19 protein-coding genes are annotated in these 19,961 nt (G+C 68.7%); 15 read left to right on the top strand and 4 right to left on the bottom strand.

Going from position 1 to position 19,961, the window contains the following annotated elements; translation table 11 throughout:
• The first annotated feature begins 11 nt into the window (after positions 1 to 11).
• The 8 genes from ACGFH6_RS19080 to ACGFH6_RS19045 all read left to right on the top strand — a co-directional run bounded on the left by ACGFH6_RS19080 (position 12) and on the right by ACGFH6_RS19045 (position 9,031).
• Entirely contained in the window at positions 12 to 530 is a 519-nt protein-coding gene (locus ACGFH6_RS19080; protein WP_393385317.1) for a flavin reductase family protein, read from the top strand.
• Between the two features lie 9 nt (positions 531 to 539).
• The gene (locus ACGFH6_RS19075; RefSeq protein WP_393385315.1) at positions 540 to 1,571 is read left to right on the top strand and encodes a zinc-dependent alcohol dehydrogenase family protein; all 1,032 of its coding nucleotides are present in this window, start codon (positions 540 to 542) and stop codon (positions 1,569 to 1,571) included.
• A gap of 205 nt (positions 1,572 to 1,776) precedes the next feature.
• Positions 1,777 to 3,054, top strand: coding sequence for an ABC transporter substrate-binding protein (locus tag ACGFH6_RS19070; RefSeq protein WP_393385313.1), 1,278 nt, complete (start codon positions 1,777 to 1,779; stop codon positions 3,052 to 3,054).
• A gap of 43 nt (positions 3,055 to 3,097) precedes the next feature.
• Complete coding sequence (locus tag ACGFH6_RS19065) at positions 3,098 to 3,997, top strand: carbohydrate ABC transporter permease (protein WP_393385311.1); 900 nt, start codon at positions 3,098 to 3,100, stop codon at positions 3,995 to 3,997.
• A 65-nt stretch (positions 3,998 to 4,062) separates the two neighbouring features.
• The gene (locus ACGFH6_RS19060; RefSeq protein ID WP_393386720.1) at positions 4,063 to 4,896 is read left to right on the top strand and encodes a carbohydrate ABC transporter permease; all 834 of its coding nucleotides are present in this window, start codon (positions 4,063 to 4,065) and stop codon (positions 4,894 to 4,896) included.
• 141 nt (positions 4,897 to 5,037) lie between these two features.
• On the top strand, positions 5,038 to 6,672 hold the full coding sequence (locus ACGFH6_RS19055; RefSeq protein WP_393385309.1) for a hypothetical protein: 1,635 nt from the start codon (positions 5,038 to 5,040) through the stop codon (positions 6,670 to 6,672).
• 269 nt (positions 6,673 to 6,941) lie between these two features.
• On the top strand, positions 6,942 to 7,085 hold the full coding sequence (locus ACGFH6_RS19050) for a hypothetical protein (RefSeq protein WP_393385307.1): 144 nt from the start codon (positions 6,942 to 6,944) through the stop codon (positions 7,083 to 7,085).
• Positions 7,086 to 7,252: 167 nt separating this feature from the next.
• Positions 7,253 to 9,031, top strand: a complete 1,779-nt coding sequence (locus ACGFH6_RS19045; protein ID WP_393385305.1) for an NHL domain-containing thioredoxin family protein — start codon at positions 7,253 to 7,255, stop codon at positions 9,029 to 9,031.
• Positions 9,032 to 9,070: 39 nt separating this feature from the next.
• On the opposite strand, the gene ACGFH6_RS19040 is transcribed toward ACGFH6_RS19045, so the two are convergent.
• The 3 genes from ACGFH6_RS19040 to ACGFH6_RS19030 all read right to left on the bottom strand — a co-directional run bounded on the left by ACGFH6_RS19040 (position 9,071) and on the right by ACGFH6_RS19030 (position 12,329).
• Complete coding sequence (locus ACGFH6_RS19040) at positions 9,071 to 9,319, bottom strand: DUF6458 family protein (RefSeq protein ID WP_393385303.1); 249 nt, start codon at positions 9,317 to 9,319, stop codon at positions 9,071 to 9,073.
• Positions 9,320 to 9,441: 122 nt separating this feature from the next.
• On the bottom strand, positions 9,442 to 10,212 hold the full coding sequence (locus ACGFH6_RS19035; RefSeq protein WP_393385301.1) for a DUF4097 family beta strand repeat-containing protein: 771 nt from the start codon (positions 10,210 to 10,212) through the stop codon (positions 9,442 to 9,444).
• A 257-nt stretch (positions 10,213 to 10,469) separates the two neighbouring features.
• The gene (locus tag ACGFH6_RS19030; RefSeq protein WP_393385299.1) at positions 10,470 to 12,329 is read right to left on the bottom strand and encodes an acyl-CoA dehydrogenase; all 1,860 of its coding nucleotides are present in this window, start codon (positions 12,327 to 12,329) and stop codon (positions 10,470 to 10,472) included.
• 93 nt (positions 12,330 to 12,422) lie between these two features.
• On the opposite strand from ACGFH6_RS19030, the gene ACGFH6_RS19025 reads away from it, so the two are divergent.
• Positions 12,423 to 12,944: a histidine phosphatase family protein gene (locus tag ACGFH6_RS19025; RefSeq protein WP_393385297.1), complete on the top strand. Its 522-nt coding sequence runs from the start codon at positions 12,423 to 12,425 to the stop codon at positions 12,942 to 12,944.
• 1 nt (position 12,945) lies between these two features.
• Here ACGFH6_RS19025 and ACGFH6_RS19020 read toward each other — a convergent pair whose 3' ends face one another.
• Positions 12,946 to 13,860: an endo-beta-N-acetylglucosaminidase H gene (locus ACGFH6_RS19020; protein WP_393385295.1), complete on the bottom strand. Its 915-nt coding sequence runs from the start codon at positions 13,858 to 13,860 to the stop codon at positions 12,946 to 12,948.
• A gap of 310 nt (positions 13,861 to 14,170) precedes the next feature.
• Here ACGFH6_RS19020 and ACGFH6_RS19015 point away from each other — a divergent pair, with 310 nt between their 5' ends.
• From ACGFH6_RS19015 to ACGFH6_RS18990, 6 genes are read left to right on the top strand one after another with little or no spacing between them, the layout of a single operon-like run.
• Positions 14,171 to 15,469 carry an MFS transporter gene (locus ACGFH6_RS19015; RefSeq protein WP_393385293.1) on the top strand — a complete coding sequence of 433 codons (1,299 nt, stop codon included), beginning with the start codon at positions 14,171 to 14,173 and terminating at the stop codon, positions 15,467 to 15,469.
• A gap of 1 nt (position 15,470) precedes the next feature.
• The gene (locus ACGFH6_RS19010; protein WP_393385291.1) at positions 15,471 to 16,631 is read left to right on the top strand and encodes an anhydro-N-acetylmuramic acid kinase; all 1,161 of its coding nucleotides are present in this window, start codon (positions 15,471 to 15,473) and stop codon (positions 16,629 to 16,631) included.
• 15 nt (positions 16,632 to 16,646) lie between these two features.
• Entirely contained in the window at positions 16,647 to 17,165 is a 519-nt protein-coding gene (locus tag ACGFH6_RS19005; RefSeq protein ID WP_393385289.1) for an AAA family ATPase, read from the top strand.
• Positions 17,166 to 17,198: 33 nt separating this feature from the next.
• Entirely contained in the window at positions 17,199 to 18,251 is a 1,053-nt protein-coding gene (locus ACGFH6_RS19000; RefSeq protein WP_393385287.1) for a MerR family transcriptional regulator, read from the top strand.
• Positions 18,248 to 19,423: an MFS transporter gene (locus ACGFH6_RS18995; protein ID WP_393385285.1), complete on the top strand. Its 1,176-nt coding sequence runs from the start codon at positions 18,248 to 18,250 to the stop codon at positions 19,421 to 19,423. The genes ACGFH6_RS19000 and ACGFH6_RS18995 overlap by 4 nt, the downstream gene beginning before the upstream one ends.
• Positions 19,420 to 19,944 carry an AAA family ATPase gene (locus ACGFH6_RS18990; RefSeq protein WP_393385283.1) on the top strand — a complete coding sequence of 175 codons (525 nt, stop codon included), beginning with the start codon at positions 19,420 to 19,422 and terminating at the stop codon, positions 19,942 to 19,944. The genes ACGFH6_RS18995 and ACGFH6_RS18990 overlap by 4 nt, the downstream gene beginning before the upstream one ends.
• Positions 19,945 to 19,961 lie beyond the last annotated feature (17 nt).

Here is a 19,961-nt window from a genome sequence, read left to right as displayed (position 1 = left end):
ACCGTGCGGGTATGACGATCCACGGCGATCACCCGTTCTTGCCGCCTGAGTCCGAGCGCAGCCCGGTCCGCCGGCTGCGTGGGCGGCTGCCGTCGCCGGTCGGCCTGTGGACCAGCTCGTACGACGGGAAGCGCGCGGGGCTCACGGTGTCGTCCATGCTGGTCGCCGACGGCGAGCCCGGCTACGTGATCGGCTTGATCGATCCCGACTCGGACCTGTGGGAAACGTTGCGTCAGGCAAGGACCGCGGTCGTCGCCTTGCTCGGCGCCCCGCATCAGCAGCTCGCCGACGCGTTCGGCTACGTCGCGCCGGCTCCGGGCGGCCCGTTCCGGCTGATCGACTGGACGGACACCGAGTGGGGCCCGGCTCCGGTCGGTGTCACCACCTGGGCCGGCTGCACCCTGGCCACGCCCGATCCGCCCGAGGTCGGCTGGGCTCTCCAGGTCCAGCTGGAGATCGTCCATGTCGAGCTCGCCGCCGACGAGGTCCCACCCCTGGTCCACCGCAGGGGCCGCTACAGCACGGCTTAAGCTGGCAGCATGCGTGCCACGATGATTCATGCCCCGTTTGACATCAGGCTGAGCGACGTCCCGGATCCGGCCATCGACGGGCCGACGGACGCGCTGGTGAGAATCGTTGCCTCATGCATCTGTGGCTCGGACCTGTGGCCGTACCGGGGCGAGAACCCGGTCACGGAGCCGCGGCGGATCGGGCACGAGTTCGTCGGGATCGTCGAGGAGGTCGGCGCCGAGGTGCGCACGGTCAAGCCCGGCGACTTCGTGATCACGCCGTTCGTGGTGAGCGACGGCACCTGCCCGAACTGCCAGGCCGGGTACCAGACCGCCTGCCAGAACCGGGTCGGCTACGGCACCGACCAGGCAGACGGCGGCCAGGGCGAGTACGTCAAGCTCCCGTTCGCCGATGGCACGCTGGTGGCGACGCCCGAGCCGCCGGACGACTCGCTGGTCCCGTCGCTGCTCGCTTTGTCCGACGTGATGGGCACCGGCTGGCATGCCGCCCGCGCTGCGCGCGTGAAGGCCGGCGACACCGTGGTCGTGGTCGGTGACGGAGCCGTCGGACTGTGCGGCGTACTGGCGGCCTCGCGGATGGGGGCGGAGCGAGTCGTTGCCTTGTCACGGCACGAACCACGTCAGAAGCTTGCCGTCGAGTTCGGTGCCACGGACATCATTTCCGAACGCGATGACGCGGCGCGGGACGCCGTACTCGAACTGACCGGTGGTGTCGGTGCTGACGCGGTTCTGGAGTGTGTCGGGACCGGACAGGCGATGACGACCGCGTTCGATGTCGCCAGGGCCGGGGCGATGGTCGGGTTCGTCGGAGTGCCGCACGGGGTGGAGCCGCCGATCGGTGTGATGTTCCGGCGCAACGTCGGTCTGGCCGGTGGAGCAGCGCCCGTGCGTGCCTACCTGCCGCAGTTGATGGCCGACGTACTGGCGGGCGAGATCGACCCGGGCAAGGTCTTCGACGTCGAGATGCCGCTGGCGGAAGTGGCCGAGGGCTACAAAGCCATGCACGAGCGGCGGGCGATCAAGGTTCTCCTGCGTCCGTAGGAAAGTTTCGCGCAACGCGACTGCTCATGGTGCCCGATCGGGCGCCGGATGTGCGCGCTCTCACACTCGTGCGGCGCGCGGGGTCACGGCTGCGCAACGCGCCTGCGCGGAGCGTTGACACTCGGCGGGCCGCGTGCCCAGAGTTGGGCCGTCAAGGGGGCATCGTTGTCACAGGCGGCTCCACCCAAGTGATCGGAGAGTGAACATGCGTGGTCTGAGCAAGACCCTCGCGGTGCTGAGTGCGGCGGGTCTTCTCGCGGTCAGCGCCTGCGGGAACAGCGACGACGGTGGCGGCGGGGGAGACTCGGCGGCCAGCAAGGACGTGACCGTCTTCACCTGGTGGGCAGATGGCGGCGAGAAGGCCGGCCTGGACGGCATGGTCTCGGTGTTCAACACCGACTGCAAGGATTTCAAGTTCGTCAACTCCGCGGTCGCGGGTGGCGCCGGGTCGAACGCCAAGCAGGTGCTGGCCAACGACCTGCAGGCGGGCAAGCCGCCGTCGACGTTCCAGGCCCACGCCGGCGCGGAGCTGAAGGACTACATCAACGCCGGGCAGGTCGACGACGTCAGCCAGCTGTACAAGGACTACGGGCTGGACAAGGCCTTCCCGCAGAACCTGATCGACAACCTCACCGTCGACGGCAAGATCTACTCGATCCCGGCCAACATCCACCGGGCGAACGTGGTCTGGGCCAACCCGACCGTGCTGAAGAAGGCCAGCATCGACGGCACCAAGGCGCCGGCCAGCGTGGACGCGTGGATCGCGGACATGGACAAGCTGAAGGCGGCCGGTGTGAAGGCGCCGCTGGCGATCTCCAAGGGCTTCGCGCAGGAGATGCTGGTCGAGGCCGTGCTGCTGGCCGACCTCGGTCCGGACAAGTTCAGCGGTCTGTGGGACGGGAAGACCGACTGGGCCGGCGCGGACGTGACCGCGGCGCTGGACAAGTACAAGAAGCTGCTGACCTACACCAACGCGGACCGCGAGGCGATCGACTGGCCGGACGCGCTGGGGTACGTGAACAAGGGCCAGGCCGGCTACACGCTGATGGGTGACTGGGTCGCCGCGCAGCAGCTGGCCGACAAGGTTCCGGACTCCGCGTACACCTACTGGCCGGCTCCGGGGACGGCGGGGACCTTCCAGTTCCTGGCGGACTCGTTCACGCTGCCGACCAACGGTGCGGACCCCGACGGTGCGAAGTGCTGGCTGAAGACGGTCGGTTCGGCCGAGGGCCAGAAGGCGTTCAACACCAAGAAGGGCTCGATCCCGGCCCGCTCGGACGCGAAGCCGGAGGACTACCCGAAGTACCAGCAGACCGCGATGGCCGACTGGAAGTCCGACAAGATCGTCCCGTCCTGCGCCCACGGTGCCGCGTGCACGCTGGGTCAGAACAACGACATCCTGTCCGCGCTCAGCCAGTTCAGTGGCAGCCCGGACGTCGCCAAGCTGCAGTCCGCCATCGGCGCTGCGATGAAGACGAACTGATGCCGATCGAGTTGCGGACCGGTCGCGGGCCGGAGGACTGAGCATGCACGGAAGAATCCGCACCTGGGGTCCTGGCGCCCTGGTGCTCCTGCCGACCGTGCTGCTGCTCGGGTACTTCGTCTACGGGCTGATCGCCTGGACCTTCAACACCTCGCTGACCGACCGGCACACGGCCCGCAAGGGCACGGTCCACTATGTCGGGTTCGAGAACTACACGAACCTGTTCAGCGAGGACCGGTTCCTCAACTCACTGAAGAACCTCGGCGTGCTCACGGTGGCGTTCATCGTGGGCACGCTGATCTTCGGCGTGCTCTGGGCGCTCCTGCTGGAGAAGGGCGTGCCCGGCGAGTCGGTCTTCCGGTCGATCTACCTGTTCCCGATGGCGATCTCGATGATCGCCTCGGGCGTCGTCTGGGGCTGGTTGCTGAACCCGTCCCAGGGTGACGACGCACGCGGGCTGAACCGGCTGTTCTCGATTCTCCATCTGAACTTCCTGGAGAATCCGTGGTGGACCGCGGGAAGCCGGTGGACCACGATGATGGCCATCGCCCTGCCCGCGGTCTGGCAGTTGTCCGGGTACATCATGGCCCTGTTCCTGGCAGGCTTCCGGGGGATCCCGCCGGAGCTGCGTGAGGCGGCCCGGGTCGACGGCGCGTCGGAGTTCAAGCTGTACCGGCACGTGCTGTTTCCCCAGCTGTCGCCGATCGCCCTGTCGGCGCTGATCATCCTCGGCCATATGTCGCTGAAGCTGTTCGACCTGATCTACGCGATCACCGGGCCGAACCAGTTCCGCACCGAGGTGCCCTCGATCTACATGTGGAACACCTTGTTGCGCAGTGACCAGGCCAAGGCGGCCGCGATCGCGATCGTGATGCTCGCGGTCGTCGCCGTACTCGTCATCCCGTACGTCGCGTACACCGTCCGGCAGGAGAGTCAGGAATGACCGCCGTAGAGGCCGCGACCGGCCAGGCCGCCGCGGCGATCAGCCGGAAGCCGCAGAAGCACGGAATGATCTCGGACGGATCGACCCGGCGCAGCCGGACCGTCCGGTATCTCCTGCTGCTGCTCTTCTTGCTGTTCGTGCTGACCCCGGTGTACGTCGTGGTGATCGGCAGCTTCAAGACGTCCGCCGACACCACCGCCGCCGCGCAGTGGTCGTTGCCGACGACCTGGACGCTGGAGCCGTGGCGCAAGGCCTGGGACGTGCTGCAGCCGTACATGCTCCGCTCGCTGTCGCTGGCGATCCCGGCCGCGATCATCTCGTCGATGATCGGGTCCGTGAACGGGTTCGTGCTGGCCCGCTGGCGGTTCCCGGGCGCGAACATCGTGTTCGCGTTCATCCTGTTCGGGATGTTCATCCCCTACCAGGCGGTCATGCTGCCGCTGCGGACGACGTTCACCGAACTGGACGTCACCCGGGGCGTGCCGACGCTGATCATCGCGCACTGCATCTACGGCATCCCGATCTGCACGCTGATCTTCCGGAACTACTACGCCACGATCGTGCCGAACGAGATCATCGAGTCGGCCCGGGTGGACGGCGCCGGGCTGATCCAGACCTACCTGCGGATCATCCTGCCGATCTCGATCTCCGGGTTCGTGGTGACGCTGATCTGGCAGTTCACCTCGGTCTGGAACGACTTCCTGTTCGCCCTGTTCCTGACCCAGCAGAACAACGGCCCGGTGACCCTGGGCCTGGCGGCGCTGGCCGGCGGGCAGAAGGTCGACTACGCGGCCAGCATGGCGGGCGCGCTGATCACCTCGCTCCCGACGCTGCTGGTCTACATCCTGCTGGGCCGCTGGTTCATCGGCGGTCTGATGGCGGGAGCCCTGAAGGGCTGACCGGCGGTACGACGTACGACGCGGCCCGTGCTACTCCAAGCACGGGCCGCAGTCGTTCCGTGACGGCGTGTCGAGCGTGTTGTCCACAGGACGCGCGCAGGGGCCTGCGGCGGACCGGGACCGGACGGTAATGTCGCGGACGTGACCAAGTCACCGCGAGGCCGGGACGGACGGCGCAGCCACCTGCGGCTGGTCGATTCGGCGCCGGGCCCGACCCACGGACCCACGGCTGGTGTCGACGTCGACACCACGCCGAGCGTCGCCGTGCTGGAAACCCTGCTGGAAACGCTCTCCCTCGACCTGGCCGCCGCGCCGCCGGCCCTGCACCCGGTGATCGCCGAGGCTTCCGTCGCTCGGTCGGCGGCGATGCTCGCCGACCAGCTCTGGCCGGCCGGCAGGCCGGACGAGATCGGCGAGGTCGAGCGGTTCTTCTGGGCCGATGCCGCGCGGGTGCTCGGTGAGCGCCGCGACCTCGAATCCTTTGTCCTGCTGACGAGTCTGGCCCGCACGGTCGGTCCGGCCGGCCGGTTGCCGCTGCAGCGGGCACACCTGTCCAGGTTGCGCACCGAGGCCGAGGTGCCGGAGTGGGTGACCCGGATCGCCGGGTTCCGGCTGACCAGCGCGATCGTGTCCGAGGACATCAGTGGTGACGGGCTGAGCGTCGTACTGGACTACGACGACGACCACCATCCGCACACCGTGGTGGTGTTCATCGACAACAACCTCGGCGCGATCGTGAAGGACGTGTTCGTCGGGCCGCCGGTGGACCGGGTGCTCGAGGCGTACCAGCGCGGCGGCCGGGTGACGATCCGTTCGGTCCGCCCGCCGACCGCGGCCGGGATCATCCTGCAGGCGCTGGGCGAGACCAACGACTACGACGATCCGCCGGTCAGCGAGGACTTCGAGTTCTTCTCGGCCCTGCTGGTGAACCGGCTGACCCAGTTGCCGGAGCGCCCGATCCGCCCACCGGTCCGCCCACTGCTGTCACCGAGGCAGCGGGATCAGTTGGTCGACGATTTCCTGGAGTCGCCGTACGGCGCGGGCCTGTCCGGGGACGCGGCGGACATCGTGCGGCTGTGGATCGACCATGCGGTGGACCACACCGTCGGCGGTCCGCTGCGGGTGAGCGCCGTACTGGTCGAGCTGTTCCTGGCGCACTGGCTGCCCCGCAAGGTGCTTGCCGACAGCACCTACTTCGAGGCCGTGCCGGTGGTGGTCAAGGCCTGGCTGGGGTTCGCGGGGGACCGGACGCAGTTGGCGCTGGACGCCATCGACGAGGCTGTCGACGCGGTGGACGTGTGGACGCCGGCGCTGGAGGCCGCGGCGATGGTCGACCCGGTCGGTTCGAAACCGGGCGAGCGGGTCTTCCTCGACGACACCACCAACGACCTGGAGGACGCGTACCGGGCCTTGTCGGGTCTCGGGTCACCGCCACAGCCGGATCTGCACGGACTCGACAAGTCCCAGGCCGCCACCCTGTCCGTCCTCGCCCCGCACGCCTGGCTGATGGCCGGCGAGACGCTGGGCAACGCGTACGCGCCCGACGCCTTCGACATCGCCGAGCGCCTGGTCCGTGAGGCCCCCGACCTGCTCGCCAAGGCCCGCCTGTCCACCTGGCCGCGCGCCATCGTCTGGCTCCTGGCCCACCGCCACCGCCTGGTCGGCCCCGGCGAACCCCTCACCCCCTACGCCCTCGCCGCCGACCTCTCCTCATCCCCCGCCACCCTCCGCAAAACCGCCAAACTCCTCACCGACACCCTCGTCCTACCCCGCTGACCCACCACCCCACCCCACTCCGCCCGTCCCGCAACCGCCCGCCTACGTCTCGCGGCCTCCGCCGTGCGCCGCAACCGCCCGCCGTACGTCCCGCGGCCTCCGCCGCGCGCCGCAACCGCCCGCCGTGCTGACCCACCGCACCACCCACCCCACCCCGCCTCGGCAGCCGCCCGCCTCCGTGCCCGCAACCGCCGGCCGCCCGCACACCCCGCCCGGCACTTCCCTGCATTCCACGGGATATCCGCTGGTGTTGTGGGTTCTCTGTTCGTATGACAGGGGAGAAGGCACAACTCGAGGGGATATCCGGTCGCCGGCACACCGGTCAGCAGCGTGCGTGGGAGCTGGAGGTTCTGCTGGTTGATGTGTGGGTCGTCGGCCTCGGCTGGGGTGGGAGCGTGCGGATGGACGGGTAATGGTGGGCCGACAGGTAGTGCAGTTGAGCGTTCGTGCGTTTCTGTGTACGGCGTATCGCCGGTGCACTACCCGTTGGTCGGTACACCACCGGCGGGGAGGCGGGTGGGGACGGTCCGCAGGCTGGGCCGCCCGCGGGCGTTCTTGAGCCGCGGCGGAGAATGGCGGCATGCATGTGCGTGCGCCGGAGCTCAAGGGTCGTGGATGGTTGAACACGGGAGGGCGGGAGCTGTCGCTCGCGGACTTCCGGGGGCGGTTCTTGTTGCTGGATTTCTGGACGTTCTGCTGCATCAACTGCCTGCACGTGCTGGACGAGTTGCGGCCGCTGGAGGAGAAGTACGGCGACGCGCTGGTGATCGTGGGGGTGCATTCACCGAAGTTCGCGCACGAGGGCGAGGAGGCGGCGGTCCGCTCCGCCGTGGAGCGGTACGAGGTCGGCCACCCGGTGCTCGACGACCCCGAGCTGGTGACATGGCAGAACTACACCGCCCGGGCCTGGCCGACGCTGGTCCTGGTCGACCCGAACGGGTACATCGTCGCGCAGTACTCCGGTGAGGGACACGCGCACGCCCTCGACGCCCAGCTGGCCGAGCTGATCGAGGAGCACGAGCGCGCCGGCACGCTGACCCGGGGGAAGTCGCCGTACGTCGCTCCCGCGCCGGAGCCCACCGACCTCCGCTTCCCGGCCAAGGTCGTTGCCCTGGACAAGGGTTTCCTGGTGGCCGACGCCGGGAACCACAGCATCGTCGAACTCGCCGAGGACGCGACCACCGTCGTACGCCGGATCGGCACCGGGCACCGTGGATTCGCCGACGGCGAGGCACAGGCCAGCTTCTCCGAGCCGAACGGGCTGACGCGGCTCCCGGCCGAGGTCGCGACCAAGCTCGGGTACGACGTCGTCGTCGCCGACACGGTCAACCACGCGCTCCGCGGCATCGACCTGGCCAGCGGCCGGGTCACCACCTTGGTCGGCACCGGCAAGCAGTGGATGGACGGCGATGGGACCGACGTCCTGAGCTCTCCGTGGGACCTCGCCTGGTGGCAGGACAAGGTCTGGATCGCGATGGCCGGAGTCCACCAGTTGTGGACGTACGACCCGTTCACCAAGGTCACGGAAGTTGCCGCCGGCACCACCAACGAGGGGCTGAAGGACGGCGCCCCGGCCGAGGCGTGGTTCGCGCAGACCAGCGGCCTGGCGGCGGACGGGGACCGGCTCTGGCTGGCCGATTCCGAGATCTCCGCGCTGCGCTGGATCGACACCGAGGTACACACCGCCGTCGGCACCGGCCTGTTCGACTTCGGCCTGCGCGACGGCAAGGCGAGCGAAGCCCTGCTCCAGCATCCGCTCGGCGTGACGGTCCTCCCGGACGGCTCGATCGCGATCGCCGACACCTACAACGGCGCCGTACGACGCTATGACCCGCGCACCGATGTGGTCGACACGATGGTCACCGGACTGGCCGAGCCCAGCGGTGCTGTTGTCGTGGGCAACGAACTGCTGGTGGTCGAGTCCGCGGCCCATCGGCTGACCCGGATCCCGCTGGGTGCGTCGGCGAAGGCGGACGAGTTCAGCACCAGGACCCAGCGGCCGCCGATGGACGTCACGGGTGGGGAGGTGACGCTGGAGGTCGTCTTCACGCCGCCGCCGGGGCAGAAGCTGGACGATCGGTACGGACCGTCGACCCGGTTGCTGGTGTCGTCGACGCCGGAGAACCTGCTGCGTGAAGGCGCCGGCGACTCCATCGAGCTGAGCCGCCGGCTCGTCATCGACGAGCGGGTCGGGGACGGCGTACTGCACGTCGCCGTCCAGGCGGCGTCCTGCGACGACTCGGCCGAGGTCGAGTTCCCGGCCTGCCACATGCACCGCCAGGACTGGGGCGTCCCGATCCGCGTCACCCCGGATGGCGCGGCCCGGCTCGAACTGGTGCTATCCGGCGGAACGGTCTAACCACCGGCCCCGGGCATGCACAACCCGGGGGAAGCGGTCCTACTCCTTGATGTCGCGGTGGTGTTCCTCGACGACGCGGTACTCCTCCTCGACCGCGGGGTCGATCGCGTCGGTCTCGACGCGACGGCGCCGGTTGGTGATGTAGAAGGAGAGCACGATGCCGGCCAGGCCGGCGAGCATCAGGATGTAGCCCACGACGGTCAGGTCGACGGCCTCCCACGAGTCCCGGACCGCGAACGCCAGAATGGCGCCCACGACCATCAGAAAGATCCCCACACCGATGCTCATCCGAGCCTCCTCGTGAAGTCGCCCGTACACCCTCGACGCTACTCCGCGTTGGCGGCGTTATCCATCAACGCCCGATGTCGCCTGCGCCACCCCATCTGTACCCGGAGCGTAAACACGGACGGTCAGCGCGCCTGGAGGTCGATGTCGCCGGAGGTCGTGGTCGCCTCGAGGGTGTGGGACCCGTCGGCGTCGTCGCCGAGCTGGTTGTCGACCTCGCCGCTGCGGGTCTCGGTGCTGACCTTGTAGCCACCCGACGGCGCCGAGATCTCGATGTCGCTGCTGGTGCCCTTCGCCCGTACGTCGTTCGCCTCGGTCAGGTCGAGCTGGATGTCGCCGGAGGTGGTCTCGACGTTCACCGGGCCGCCCTTCAGGCCGCGCGCCTCGATGTCACCGGAGTTCGCCGTCACGTCCAGCTTGCCGGTCACGTCCGACACCTCGACGTCGCCGGAGGTCAGGTCGAGCTTCACGTCACCACTGATGTCGCTGAGTTCGACCTTGCCGGACGTGGACTTCGTGTCGACGCCGCTGACTCCCGCGATGGACACGTCACCGCTGCCGTTGTGGCCGATCACCTTGGTACCGCGCGGGACCGTCACCTCGAAGTCGGCGCTGCACTGCCAGCCGCAGTCGCCATCGAGCTTCAGCGTGCCGTTGTCGACGGAGTACGCGTCGCCGTGCTTCCAGAGCCAGTACTTGCGCTTCTCCTGCACGGTGGTCTGGTCGTCGCCGGAGACCCTGATCGTGACGTCGGCGTTCTTGGCGGACAGCTCGACCGTGGTGATCCGATCGTCGATCGTGTGGGTGTCGTCGGAGTCCCGGTCCCCGAAGGTCCAGAACGCCAGTCCCGCCGCGACCACCAGAAGCACAGCCCCCAGTTGCTTGCTCTCCGCCATCGTCCGCCTCTTCTTCTGCTGTCCCGCCCACGTTGTCCGCTCGACAGTAGGCCGACCGGCGGTGCCGCAGGATCCGGCATATCCCCCGAGGCGTCCCTGAGGGCTTCCTGAGGTCACCCCTGGCGTACGGCGGGGGACAGGGGACGGCCCTGGCTCGGACAGGGGAAGCCAAGCCAGGGCCGTTGTGTTGCCACGGGCAGAAACGCTCCTACAAACAGTGGTTCCTCACCAGGGCAGATCGTGAGGAGGGGTTCGGGTCAGAAGGCGGACTCGGGCAGATCCATGATGTCGAGATCGGTCAGCTCGGCCTTGATCCGCTCGGCCCGGACCGTCGGCATGGTGGAGCGGACGAACCACTGGGCCGCGGCCACCTTGCCGGTGTAGAAGTCCTGGTCGGCGGCGGAGAGCTCGCCACCCAGCTTGTCCAGCGCGACCTCGGCCTGCCGCAGCATCAGCCAGGAGCAGACCACGTCACCGAGGACATACAGCAGCCGCGACGTGTTCAGGCCGACCTTGTAGATGTTGCGCGGGTCGCCGTTCTCCGCCTGCGGGTTGCTCGCCATCAGCGCCTGGCCCATCACACCCAGGATCTTCTGCGCGTCTTCGAGGCCCTTCGCCAGCAGGCCGCGCTCCTCCTTCAGCCGGCCGTTGCCGGCCTCGGAGGCGACGAAGCCCTGGATCTGCTCGGCCAGGTGACCGAGCGCCTTGCCCTGGTCCTTGATGATCTTGCGGAAGAACAGGTCCTGGCCCTGGATCGCCGTCGTGCCCTCGTACAGGGTGTCGATCTTGGCGTCCCGGACGTACTGCTCGATCGGGTAGTCCTGCAGGAAACCGGAGCCACCGAAGGTCTGCAGCGACTCGGTGCCGAGCAGGGTCCACGACTTCTCCGAGCCGTAGCCCTTCACCAGCGGCAGCAGCAGATCGTTCACGCCCTCGGCGACCACGTCGTGCTCACCCGCGTACCGGGCCTGCTCGGCGCGGTCCTGGTACGTCGCCGTGAACAGCACCAGCGCCCGCAGCGCCTCGGCGTACGCCTTCTGGGTCATCAGCGACCGGCGGACGTCGGGGTGATGGGTGATGGTGACCCGCGGCGCGTCCTTGGCCGGCTGCGTCAGGTCTGCGCCCTGCACTCGCTCCTTGGCGTACTCCAGTGCGTTCAGGTAGCCGGTGGACAGGGTGGCGATCGCCTTGGTGCCGACCATCATCCGCGCGTACTCGATCACCTGGAACATCTGCGCGATGCCGTCGTGCACCTCGCCGAGCAGCCAGCCCTTGGCCGGTACGCCGTCGCCGAAGGTGATCTCGCAGGTGGTGGACACCTTGATGCCCATCTTCTTCTCGACGTTCGTGACGAAGGCGCCGTTGCGCTCACCGGTCAGCTCGCCGGTCTCCAGGTCGAAGTCGTACTTCGGGACCACGAACAGGCTGAGGCCCTTCGTGCCCGGACCACCGACGCCGTCGATGCCCTGCGGCCGCGCCAGCACCAGGTGGATGATGTTCTCGGTCAGGTCGTGCTCGCCCGAGGTGATGAACCGCTTGACGCCCTCGATGTGCCAGCTGCCGTCCTCCTGCAGGGTGGCCTTGGTGCGCCCGGCACCCACGTCGGAACCGGCGTCCGGCTCGGTCAGCACCATGGTGGCGCCCCAGCCGCGCTCGATGATGTGGTGCGCGATCTTCTGGTCCCGCTCGGTGCCGTTGCGCCAGAGCACGTGCGCGAAGTTCGGGCCGGCGGCGTACATGTGCACCGGCGGGTTGGCGCCGAGCACGAGCTCGGCGGCGGCCCAGCGCAGCGACGGCGGGGTCGGCTGTCCGCCCAGCTCGGCCGGCAGCTCGAGCTTGAACCACTCGGCGTCCATGTAGGCGTGGTAGCTCTTCTTGAACGCCTCGGGCATCCGGACCTCGTGGGTCTCGGGGTCGAAGACCGGCGGGTTGCGGTCGGCCTCGGTGAAGGACTCGGCGAGCTCGTGCTTGGCCAGCCGGTCGATCTCCGCCAGCACCTCACGCGCGGTGTCGACGTCCATGTCGGCGTACGGGCCCTGCCCGAGCACCGCGTCACGGCCCAGGACCTCGAGCAGGTTGAACTCGATGTCCCGCAGATTCGACTTGTAGTGGTTCACAGGGTTCCCCTACCTCTTCGCAGCGCAATACTCACGAGTAACTTAAGTATATACCGGCCGGTAACGAAGGCAAAGTGAGATTAGGTGTGAGGTGTGACCACACGACTGATCTACGAGACCCACTCGATCACCCTCGACAACGAGCGCGGCATCTCGACCGGATGGCTGCCCGGGCAGCTGTCGCAGGCCGGGATCCGGGAAGCGATCGCGATCGGCCCGCGCCGGCGCGACGTCGATGTCGTCTTCAGCTCCGACCTGCGGAGGGCCGTCCACACGGTCGAGCTGGCCGGCCTGAGTGCGCCGCACTTCCAGGACTGGCGGCTGCGCGAGTGCAACTACGGCGAGCTGAACGGAGCGCGGTCGGGCGCGCTCGAGCCGCGGGGCGAGCGCGTCGACACTCCGTTCCCCGGCGGGCAGAGCTACGCCGACGTCGTCGAGCTGACCCGGTCGTTCCTGGCCGACGTCAAGCGCTGGTACGACGGCCGGAAGGTGCTCGTGGTCGCGCACTCGGCGAACCGGTGGTCCTTCGAGCACCTTCTGGGCAGTCGCGCGCCGATCGAGGAGCTGATCGCCGCCCCGTTCAACTGGAAGCCGGGCTGGGAGTACGAGTTCTAGTTCACGGCGTGTACACCGCGGCGCTGCCGTAGAGCTTCTGGGTGAACGCCGAGATGTAGGTGTGGGTGTCCGCCGACGTCAGGTTGTAGGTGAGGAAGACGCCGTACCCCTCGTCGACCGTGCGCTGCGCCAGGCTTGCCGCGGTGGAGGAGCTCGTCGCGGTGTACGAGACGGCGGCCGGGGAGAGGCGGGCCTTCGACGTCGGGCCGCTCGGGACGCCCCACGTGCCGTAGTACGGGTTCCAGGCGTAGTCGAAGGTGTTGGCGATGCTCTGGCCGTTGTAGGTCAGCCGGTCCGAAGCCGGGCCGATGTCGTAGAGCGTGATCAGCTTGTTCGGCAGCTTCTGGCGGAGGGCCTGGACCAGGTAGACGAAGGAGAAGTCGTTCGGCTGGCCGGTGCCGTTGTTGCCGTACTCGGCGTACTCGTCGTCGAAGTCGATACCGTCCAGGCCATACTGGTTGACCGCGTCGGCGAGCTCCTGGGCGAACGCGTCGGCCGCCTGCCGGGTCGGGAAGTTCGCGAAGCCGGCGCCCTGGTGGTTGCCGAGGATCGACAGCAGGACCTTGATGCCCTTCTGCTGCAGCGGCCGGACCTGGGTGGCCACGTTGTCGAGCACGTTCTGGACGTTCTCGTTGAAGGACAGGTAGGCCTTCGAGCCGTCGTAGTTGATGTTGGCCGCGAAGATCACCGCGACGTCGAACACCTGGGCGCCGCCGCTGGCCAGCGTGTACTTCGCGACGTTCGTCATGGGTTCGTTGTTGACCTCGACGTAGACCACCGAGATCGGGCCGTTCTTCCGGGCCCGGCACCGTTTCGGCTGCGCCTGGGCCGGCAGTGCGACCCCGGTGGTGGCCGCCGCGGTGCCTACGGCCAGGGCTGACAACAGGGTCCTTCTCCGCATGAGCTGTGGACTCATCGATCGACTCCTCGTCAAAGGTGGGCGGTGCGCTATAGCGGTTAAGTCCAGTTCGCCGCCTGGCGGAACCCGCAGGCGGCGAGTGGAGATAAACCGGTATAGCGTCACTGATCATTGATCGGTGCTCACTCGGTGTCAAGGCCTCACCGGGACGGCAGCGGCACGTCGATGATCGGGCCTGGGTATGCAGGATGACACCGGCGGCGCGGGGAAGGTTGCATCCCGGGGTCGCGGTACTGGTGACTAATAGACCAAGATGGATCCAGGGGGCGGGAGAAACCTACGGGGGCAAAGAGGAGAGGACCCCGAGGTGAGCACTCCAGCAGCAACCGGCCAGGTCGGCGCGGCGCGGACGCGGCGATCACTGGTCGCCGGGACGGTCGGGAACTTCGTCGAGTGGTACGAGTTCGGCGCCTACGGCTTCTTCGCCACCGTGATCGCGGCGAACTTCTTCAGCAGTACGTCGACCAGCGACGCGGAGAGTCTGATCAAGACCTACGCCTCGTTCGCGCTGGCGTTCTTCTTCCGTCCGATCGGGGCCGCCGTGTTCGGCCGGGTCGGCGACCGGATCGGCCGGCGGCCGACGCTGATCCTGGTGCTGCTGCTGATGGCCGGGTCGACCACGCTGATCGGCGTACTGCCGACGTACGAGACCATCGGCGCGGCTGCGCCGTGGCTGCTGACGCTGGTGCGGGCGCTGCAGGGGTTGTCGGCCGGTGGCGAGTTCGGTGGCGCGGTGTCGATCATGACCGAGTTCGCGCCGAAGACGAAACGTGGGCTGTACGGCGCCTGGCAGTCGTTCACGGTCGCGCTCGGACTGCTCGCGGGAGCAGGGCTGGCGGCGATCCTAGCGACGACGTTGAGCGCGGAGGCGCTGAACGACTGGGGCTGGCGGGTGCCGTTCCTGGTCGCGCTGCCGCTCGGTCTGGTGGCGCTGTGGCTGCGGCTCAAGCTCGAGGAGACGCCGAACTTCGCGCGGGTGCAGGAGCGTGAACCGGAGCCGGCCGCGGCGGGTGAGGTGGCGAAGGCGATTGCCCTGGGCATCGGTCGGTTGATGGGCTGGTCGGCGGCCGGCTACACGTTCCTCGTGGTGATGCCGTCGTACCTGCAGGCCACGCTGAACGCGACGTTCCAGCAGGCGCTGGTCGCGACGGTGCTGGCAAACCTCGGGTTCGCGCTGTCGATCCTCCCGGCCGGGTGGTTGAGCGACCGGATCGGGCGGCGGCCGGTGATGGCGACCGGCGCGGCGCTGGTCGTCGTACTGGCGCTGCCGTTGATGAATCTCTTGCAGGACAGGGAATCCGGGAACGCGGCCAAGGGGATCGCGGTGTTCGTGGCCGGGCTGGTTGTCGGGCTGATGGCCGGGCCGGGGCCGGCGATGCTCGCGGAGATGTTCCCGACCCGGGCTCGCTACACCGGCCTCGGGCTGGCGTACTCGCTGTCGAACGCGGTGTTCTCCGGGTCGGCCGGGCTGATCATCACCGAGCTCATCAAGCGGACGGACAACATCGATATCCCGGCCTGGTATGTGATGGTGACGTGTGCAGTGAGCGTGGGCGCGCTGCTCACCTTGCGCGGCGACGATCACCGACGGGAGTTGCGAGACTGACATGCGAGTCATCGGCCTGATGTCCGGGACGTCGTACGATGCCATCGACGCCGCTGCTGCGGACCTGCGGTTGGACGGCGACGAGTTGGTGCTCACCCCGCTCGGGATGCTCAGCCAGCCGTACTCGGACGACCTGCGCACCGCCGTGGCCGGGTCGTTGCCACCAGCAAGTACGTCGATGGAGCAGGTCTGCCGGCTGGACACGGGGATCGGGCAGGCGTTCGCCGACGTCGCTCGGCAGGCGGTCGAGCAGCTGTGCGGCGGGTACGCCGACCTGATCGTGTCGCACGGGCAGACGGTGTTCCACTGGGTCGACGGCGGATCGGTCCGCGGGACGCTGCAGTTGGGGCAGCCCGCATGGATCGCGGAGGCGACCGGCATCCCGGTTGTCTCGGATCTACGGGCGCGTGACGTTGCGGCGGGCGGCCAGGGTGCGCCGCTGGTCAGCATCATCGACGTGCTGTGGTTGCGCGGGCGGTCCGGCGTACCGATTGCCCTGAATCTCGGCGGGATCGCGAACATCACCGTCGTCCATGGCGAACCTGTTGCCTTCGACACCGGCCCGGCGAACGCGTTGATCGACGCGGTGGTTGCCGAGCTGACGGGCGGGCGGCTCGGGTTCGACGCGGATGGAGCGATGGCTGGACGTGGGCGGGTGCAGCCGGAGCTGTTCGCGCGGTTGATGGCCGAGCCGTACTACGAGCGGGCGGCGCCGAAGAGCACCGGGAAGGAGTTGTTCAACCTCTCCTACCTCGCTCGGGCCCTGGAAGGGCTGCCGGATGTCCCGGCCGACGACCTGGTCGCGACGGTGACCGCGTTGACGGCCCGGACCGTGGCGGACGCCGTACGACGGTATGGCGGGACCGAGGTGATCGCGTCCGGTGGCGGGATCCGCAATCCGGTGCTGATGCATCTGCTGGCGGGTGAGCTCGGAGCGGTGCCGTTGCGCAGTACCGACGAGCTGGGGTTGCCTTCCGCGGCGAAGGAGGCGTACGCGTTCGCCGTACTCGGGTTCCTGACGGCTCACGGGCTCGGTGGGACGGTGCCGAGCTGCACGGGCGCGCGGCACTCGAGCGTGCTCGGGTCGATCACTCCCGGCATGGCCGGCCTGCCAACGCCGGATCCCGACGTACGGCCTCCCGTGCGTCTCCTGATCGAGTGACCCCACACTAGGACTGTGACGAGGTTGTTCGTGGTGACAGGTGCACCCGGGGCCGGGAAGACGACGGTCGTGCCGGAGTTGGTCCGGCTGAGCCCGGGAAACATGGTCGTGATGGACATGGACGAGTTACTGGACGATCACGGCCGGTTGCTCGGGATCAACATCGCCAGTCCGACCGCGGCGCCGATCTGGCCGGCGTACAACGCGCTGTGGCTGCGCATCACCGAGCTGATCAGGCGGTCCGGGATCCCGGTCCTGCTGCTGTCGCCGTTGTTGCCGGCGGAGCTGCCGGAGGGCAGATGGCTGCATCTCGACTGCTCGGAGGCAGTACGGCGCAAGCGGCTGGCCGGGCGCGGCTGGTCCGAGGCGCAGATCGAGGAGGCGCTCGCGGACGCGGCCGAGATCCGCAAGCACGTGCCGCGGTCGGTGCGTGGCGATGTCTCGCCGGAGCGGTCCGCGAGGAGCATCCTCGACTGGATCCGCGGCGAGCGGTTCGGCAAGACGCTGAGCCTGTGGGGGCGGCTGCGGAGTTGACCTTCGAGTTGGTTCAGGGCTGAGGGTCGCGGCATGACTTCGAGGTTGACGATCAGTGAGTTCGCCCGGCTGGTGGGATTGGCGCCGAGCGCCCTGCGGTTCTACGACGACTGCGGCCTGCTCCCGCCCGCGTCGGTGGACGGCTCCAACGGCTACCGCTACTACGCCCCGTCCCAGCAATCCCGGGCCCGGCTCCTGCGCGACCTGCGGGAGATCGACCTGCCGTTGGCCGAGGTCCGCCTGGCCCTGGATGCCGATCCGGCGGAGTTGGCGGGTCTCGTGCGGGCGCACCTGCGTACCGTCGAGGCCAAGACAGCCGCCGCCCGTGCCGCGGCCGACCACCTCCTCACCCACCTCACCGCTGACCACACCCGGGTCGTCCTAGGCGGCCCCGAAATCGCCAGCGCCATCCGCCAGGTCGCCCCCGCCGCGGCAAACCACACCACCACCCCGACTCCCGAGGCGTCGGCGGCCGTGCTGGCTGCGCTCGACTGTGTGTTGGTCGAGGTGGGGGCGGATGAAGTGGCGTTCGTGGCGACGGATCGGTATCGGTTGGCGGTGCGGACCGTGCGGCCGGTGGAGTTTGGTGGGGCGGCGGGACGGGTGCTGGTGCGGGCGGACGAGCTGGCTGGGCTGAGCCGGTGGGCGGCGGCAGGTGAGGTGGTGGAGCTCGAGATCCGGGGCGAGGGTGCGGCGATCGTGCGGGACGGGGAATCGCGCGAGATCGCGGTGGTGGACGCGGAGTACCCGGCGTACCAGGGAATCCTCGACGGGCTGGCGCCACCGGTGTGTCGGGTGGTCGTGGATCGGGCGGCGTTGCGGGCGGCGCTGGAGGGTCGTGAGGTTGTTGCCTTTGACATCGGTTCCGGAGAGTTGCGGATCGATGGTGGCGAGCCGCTCGAGGTGGTCGGGTCAGGCGAGGCGCGGATCGGGTTCACCGCGTCGTTGCTGGCGGCGGCACTCGACGTGAGCGTCGGTCCCGACGTACTGCTCGAGATCTGCGCTCAGGACCGGCCGGTCGTCGTACGTTCGGCCGACCAGGGCACGTTCACCACGCTCGTCATGCCCGTCCGGCTGGACGGGTGAACCGGAGCTACTACGGCTGGCTGGCAGGCTCCACACTCTCGGCGTTCGGCGACAGCGCGCTGTTCTTCGCCCTCGGCTGGGCGGCGACCGGGATCGCGCCGCACATCGCCGGGCTCGTACTGACCGCCTTCTCCCTGCCGCGCGCCGTACTGCTTCTGCTCGGCGGCGTCCTGGGCGACCGCTGGGGTCCGCGCCGCATGCTGCTCGTCTGCTCGGCCGTCGTCGGCAGCTGCTGTTTCGCCCTGGCCGCCGTCGCCTCGAATGTCACCGCTGGGCTGCTGTTGGCGACCGCAGCCGCAGTCGGGACGGTCGACGCGTTCGCACTGCCCGCAGCGGGTGCTCTGCCTCGGTGGTTCGTCACAGAGGAAGAGCTGCCGAGGGCGATGGCTCTGCGTACGTCGGTCACGCAGCTCGTCACGCTCGGGGCCGGTCCGATCAGCGGGGTGATTGTTGCCTTTGTCGGTCTGGTCGGTGCGTTGGTGGTGGATGGGCTGACGTTCGCCGTCCAGTTCCTGGTGCTGCTCGCGATCAGACCGCCGTACGACGTGAGTCCTCAGAGCGCACCGCAGTCGGTACTGCGGGAGGCGGGAGACGGGATCCGGGTTGCTTGGCGAGATCCGGTGCTGCGGAGTGTGCTACTGGTGGTCGCGTTGGTCGCGGCGTTCGTGCTGCCGGTGCGGTCGTTGTGCGTGCCGTTGCTGGCCCGCGCACACGGTTGGTCCGCGTCGGAGACCGGTCTGGTTGTCGGTGTGGGCGTGGCCGGCGGGTTGATCGTGACCCTGCTCGTTGCGCGGTTCGGAACGTTCGCACGACCGGGGCTGGCCGGCGGGCTGGGGTGCTTGCTTGCGGCGGCCGGGATCGCGGGTCTGGGTGCGGCGACGTCCGTTGCGGTCGCGGTCGGTGTCACGTTCGTCCAAGGTGTTGGCGTCGGGATCTTCACGTCGCACATCGCGCCGGTGTTCGTCCGCAGTACGCCGCGGTCGCACCTCACCCGGCTGCAATCGCTGCTGTCGTTGGCGCAGACCATCCCGCTGCTGGGCTCCACCAATCTGCTGGCGACACTCGACATCCGGGGTGCGTTGGTCCTGTCCGCGGCCGTGACTGCGGTCGCCGGGATCGCACTCCTCCGCCTCGAACCGATCGCCGCGGCGGAGCGTCGTACCGCACCATGACGATCATCTGGGTGAACGGGACGTTCGGGGCGGGGAAGACGACGACGGCCGGGAAGCTGGTCGAGCTCACCGAGGGGATCCGGCTGTTCGACCCCGAGTACGTCGGCTACATGTTGTCGGCGAACCTGAAGGACCACCAGTTCACCGACTTCCAGCAATTGCCGCCGTGGCGCACCCTCGTCCCCGTCGTCATGGACGAGGTCGCCCGCTTCACGGGCCAGCACCTGGCCGCCGTACAGACGGTCCTGGTCGAGGACTACTGGCGCGAGATCTCCACCGCCCTCCACACTCTCGGCCACACCGTCATCCACGTCCTCCTCGACGCCGACGCGGAAACCCTCCACGCCCGCATCGACGCCGACCCCGAAGGCAAAGACATCCGCCCCTGGCGCCACGACCACGTCGCCGAATACCAAGCCGCCCGAACCTGGCTCCTCCCCACCGCCGACCTGCTCATCGACACCACCAAACACTCCGCCACCTCCACCGCCACCCAGATCAAGGAGTCGTTGGCGCTGTAAGACGTTGTGTCTTACAT

It is taken from the genome of Kribbella sp. NPDC049227, from assembly GCF_043197265.1.
Classification (GTDB): Bacteria; Actinomycetota; Actinomycetes; order Propionibacteriales; family Kribbellaceae; genus Kribbella.
The sequence above is the reverse complement of the archived record's forward strand: the minus strand, read 5'-3'. Positions and strand labels throughout refer to the sequence as shown.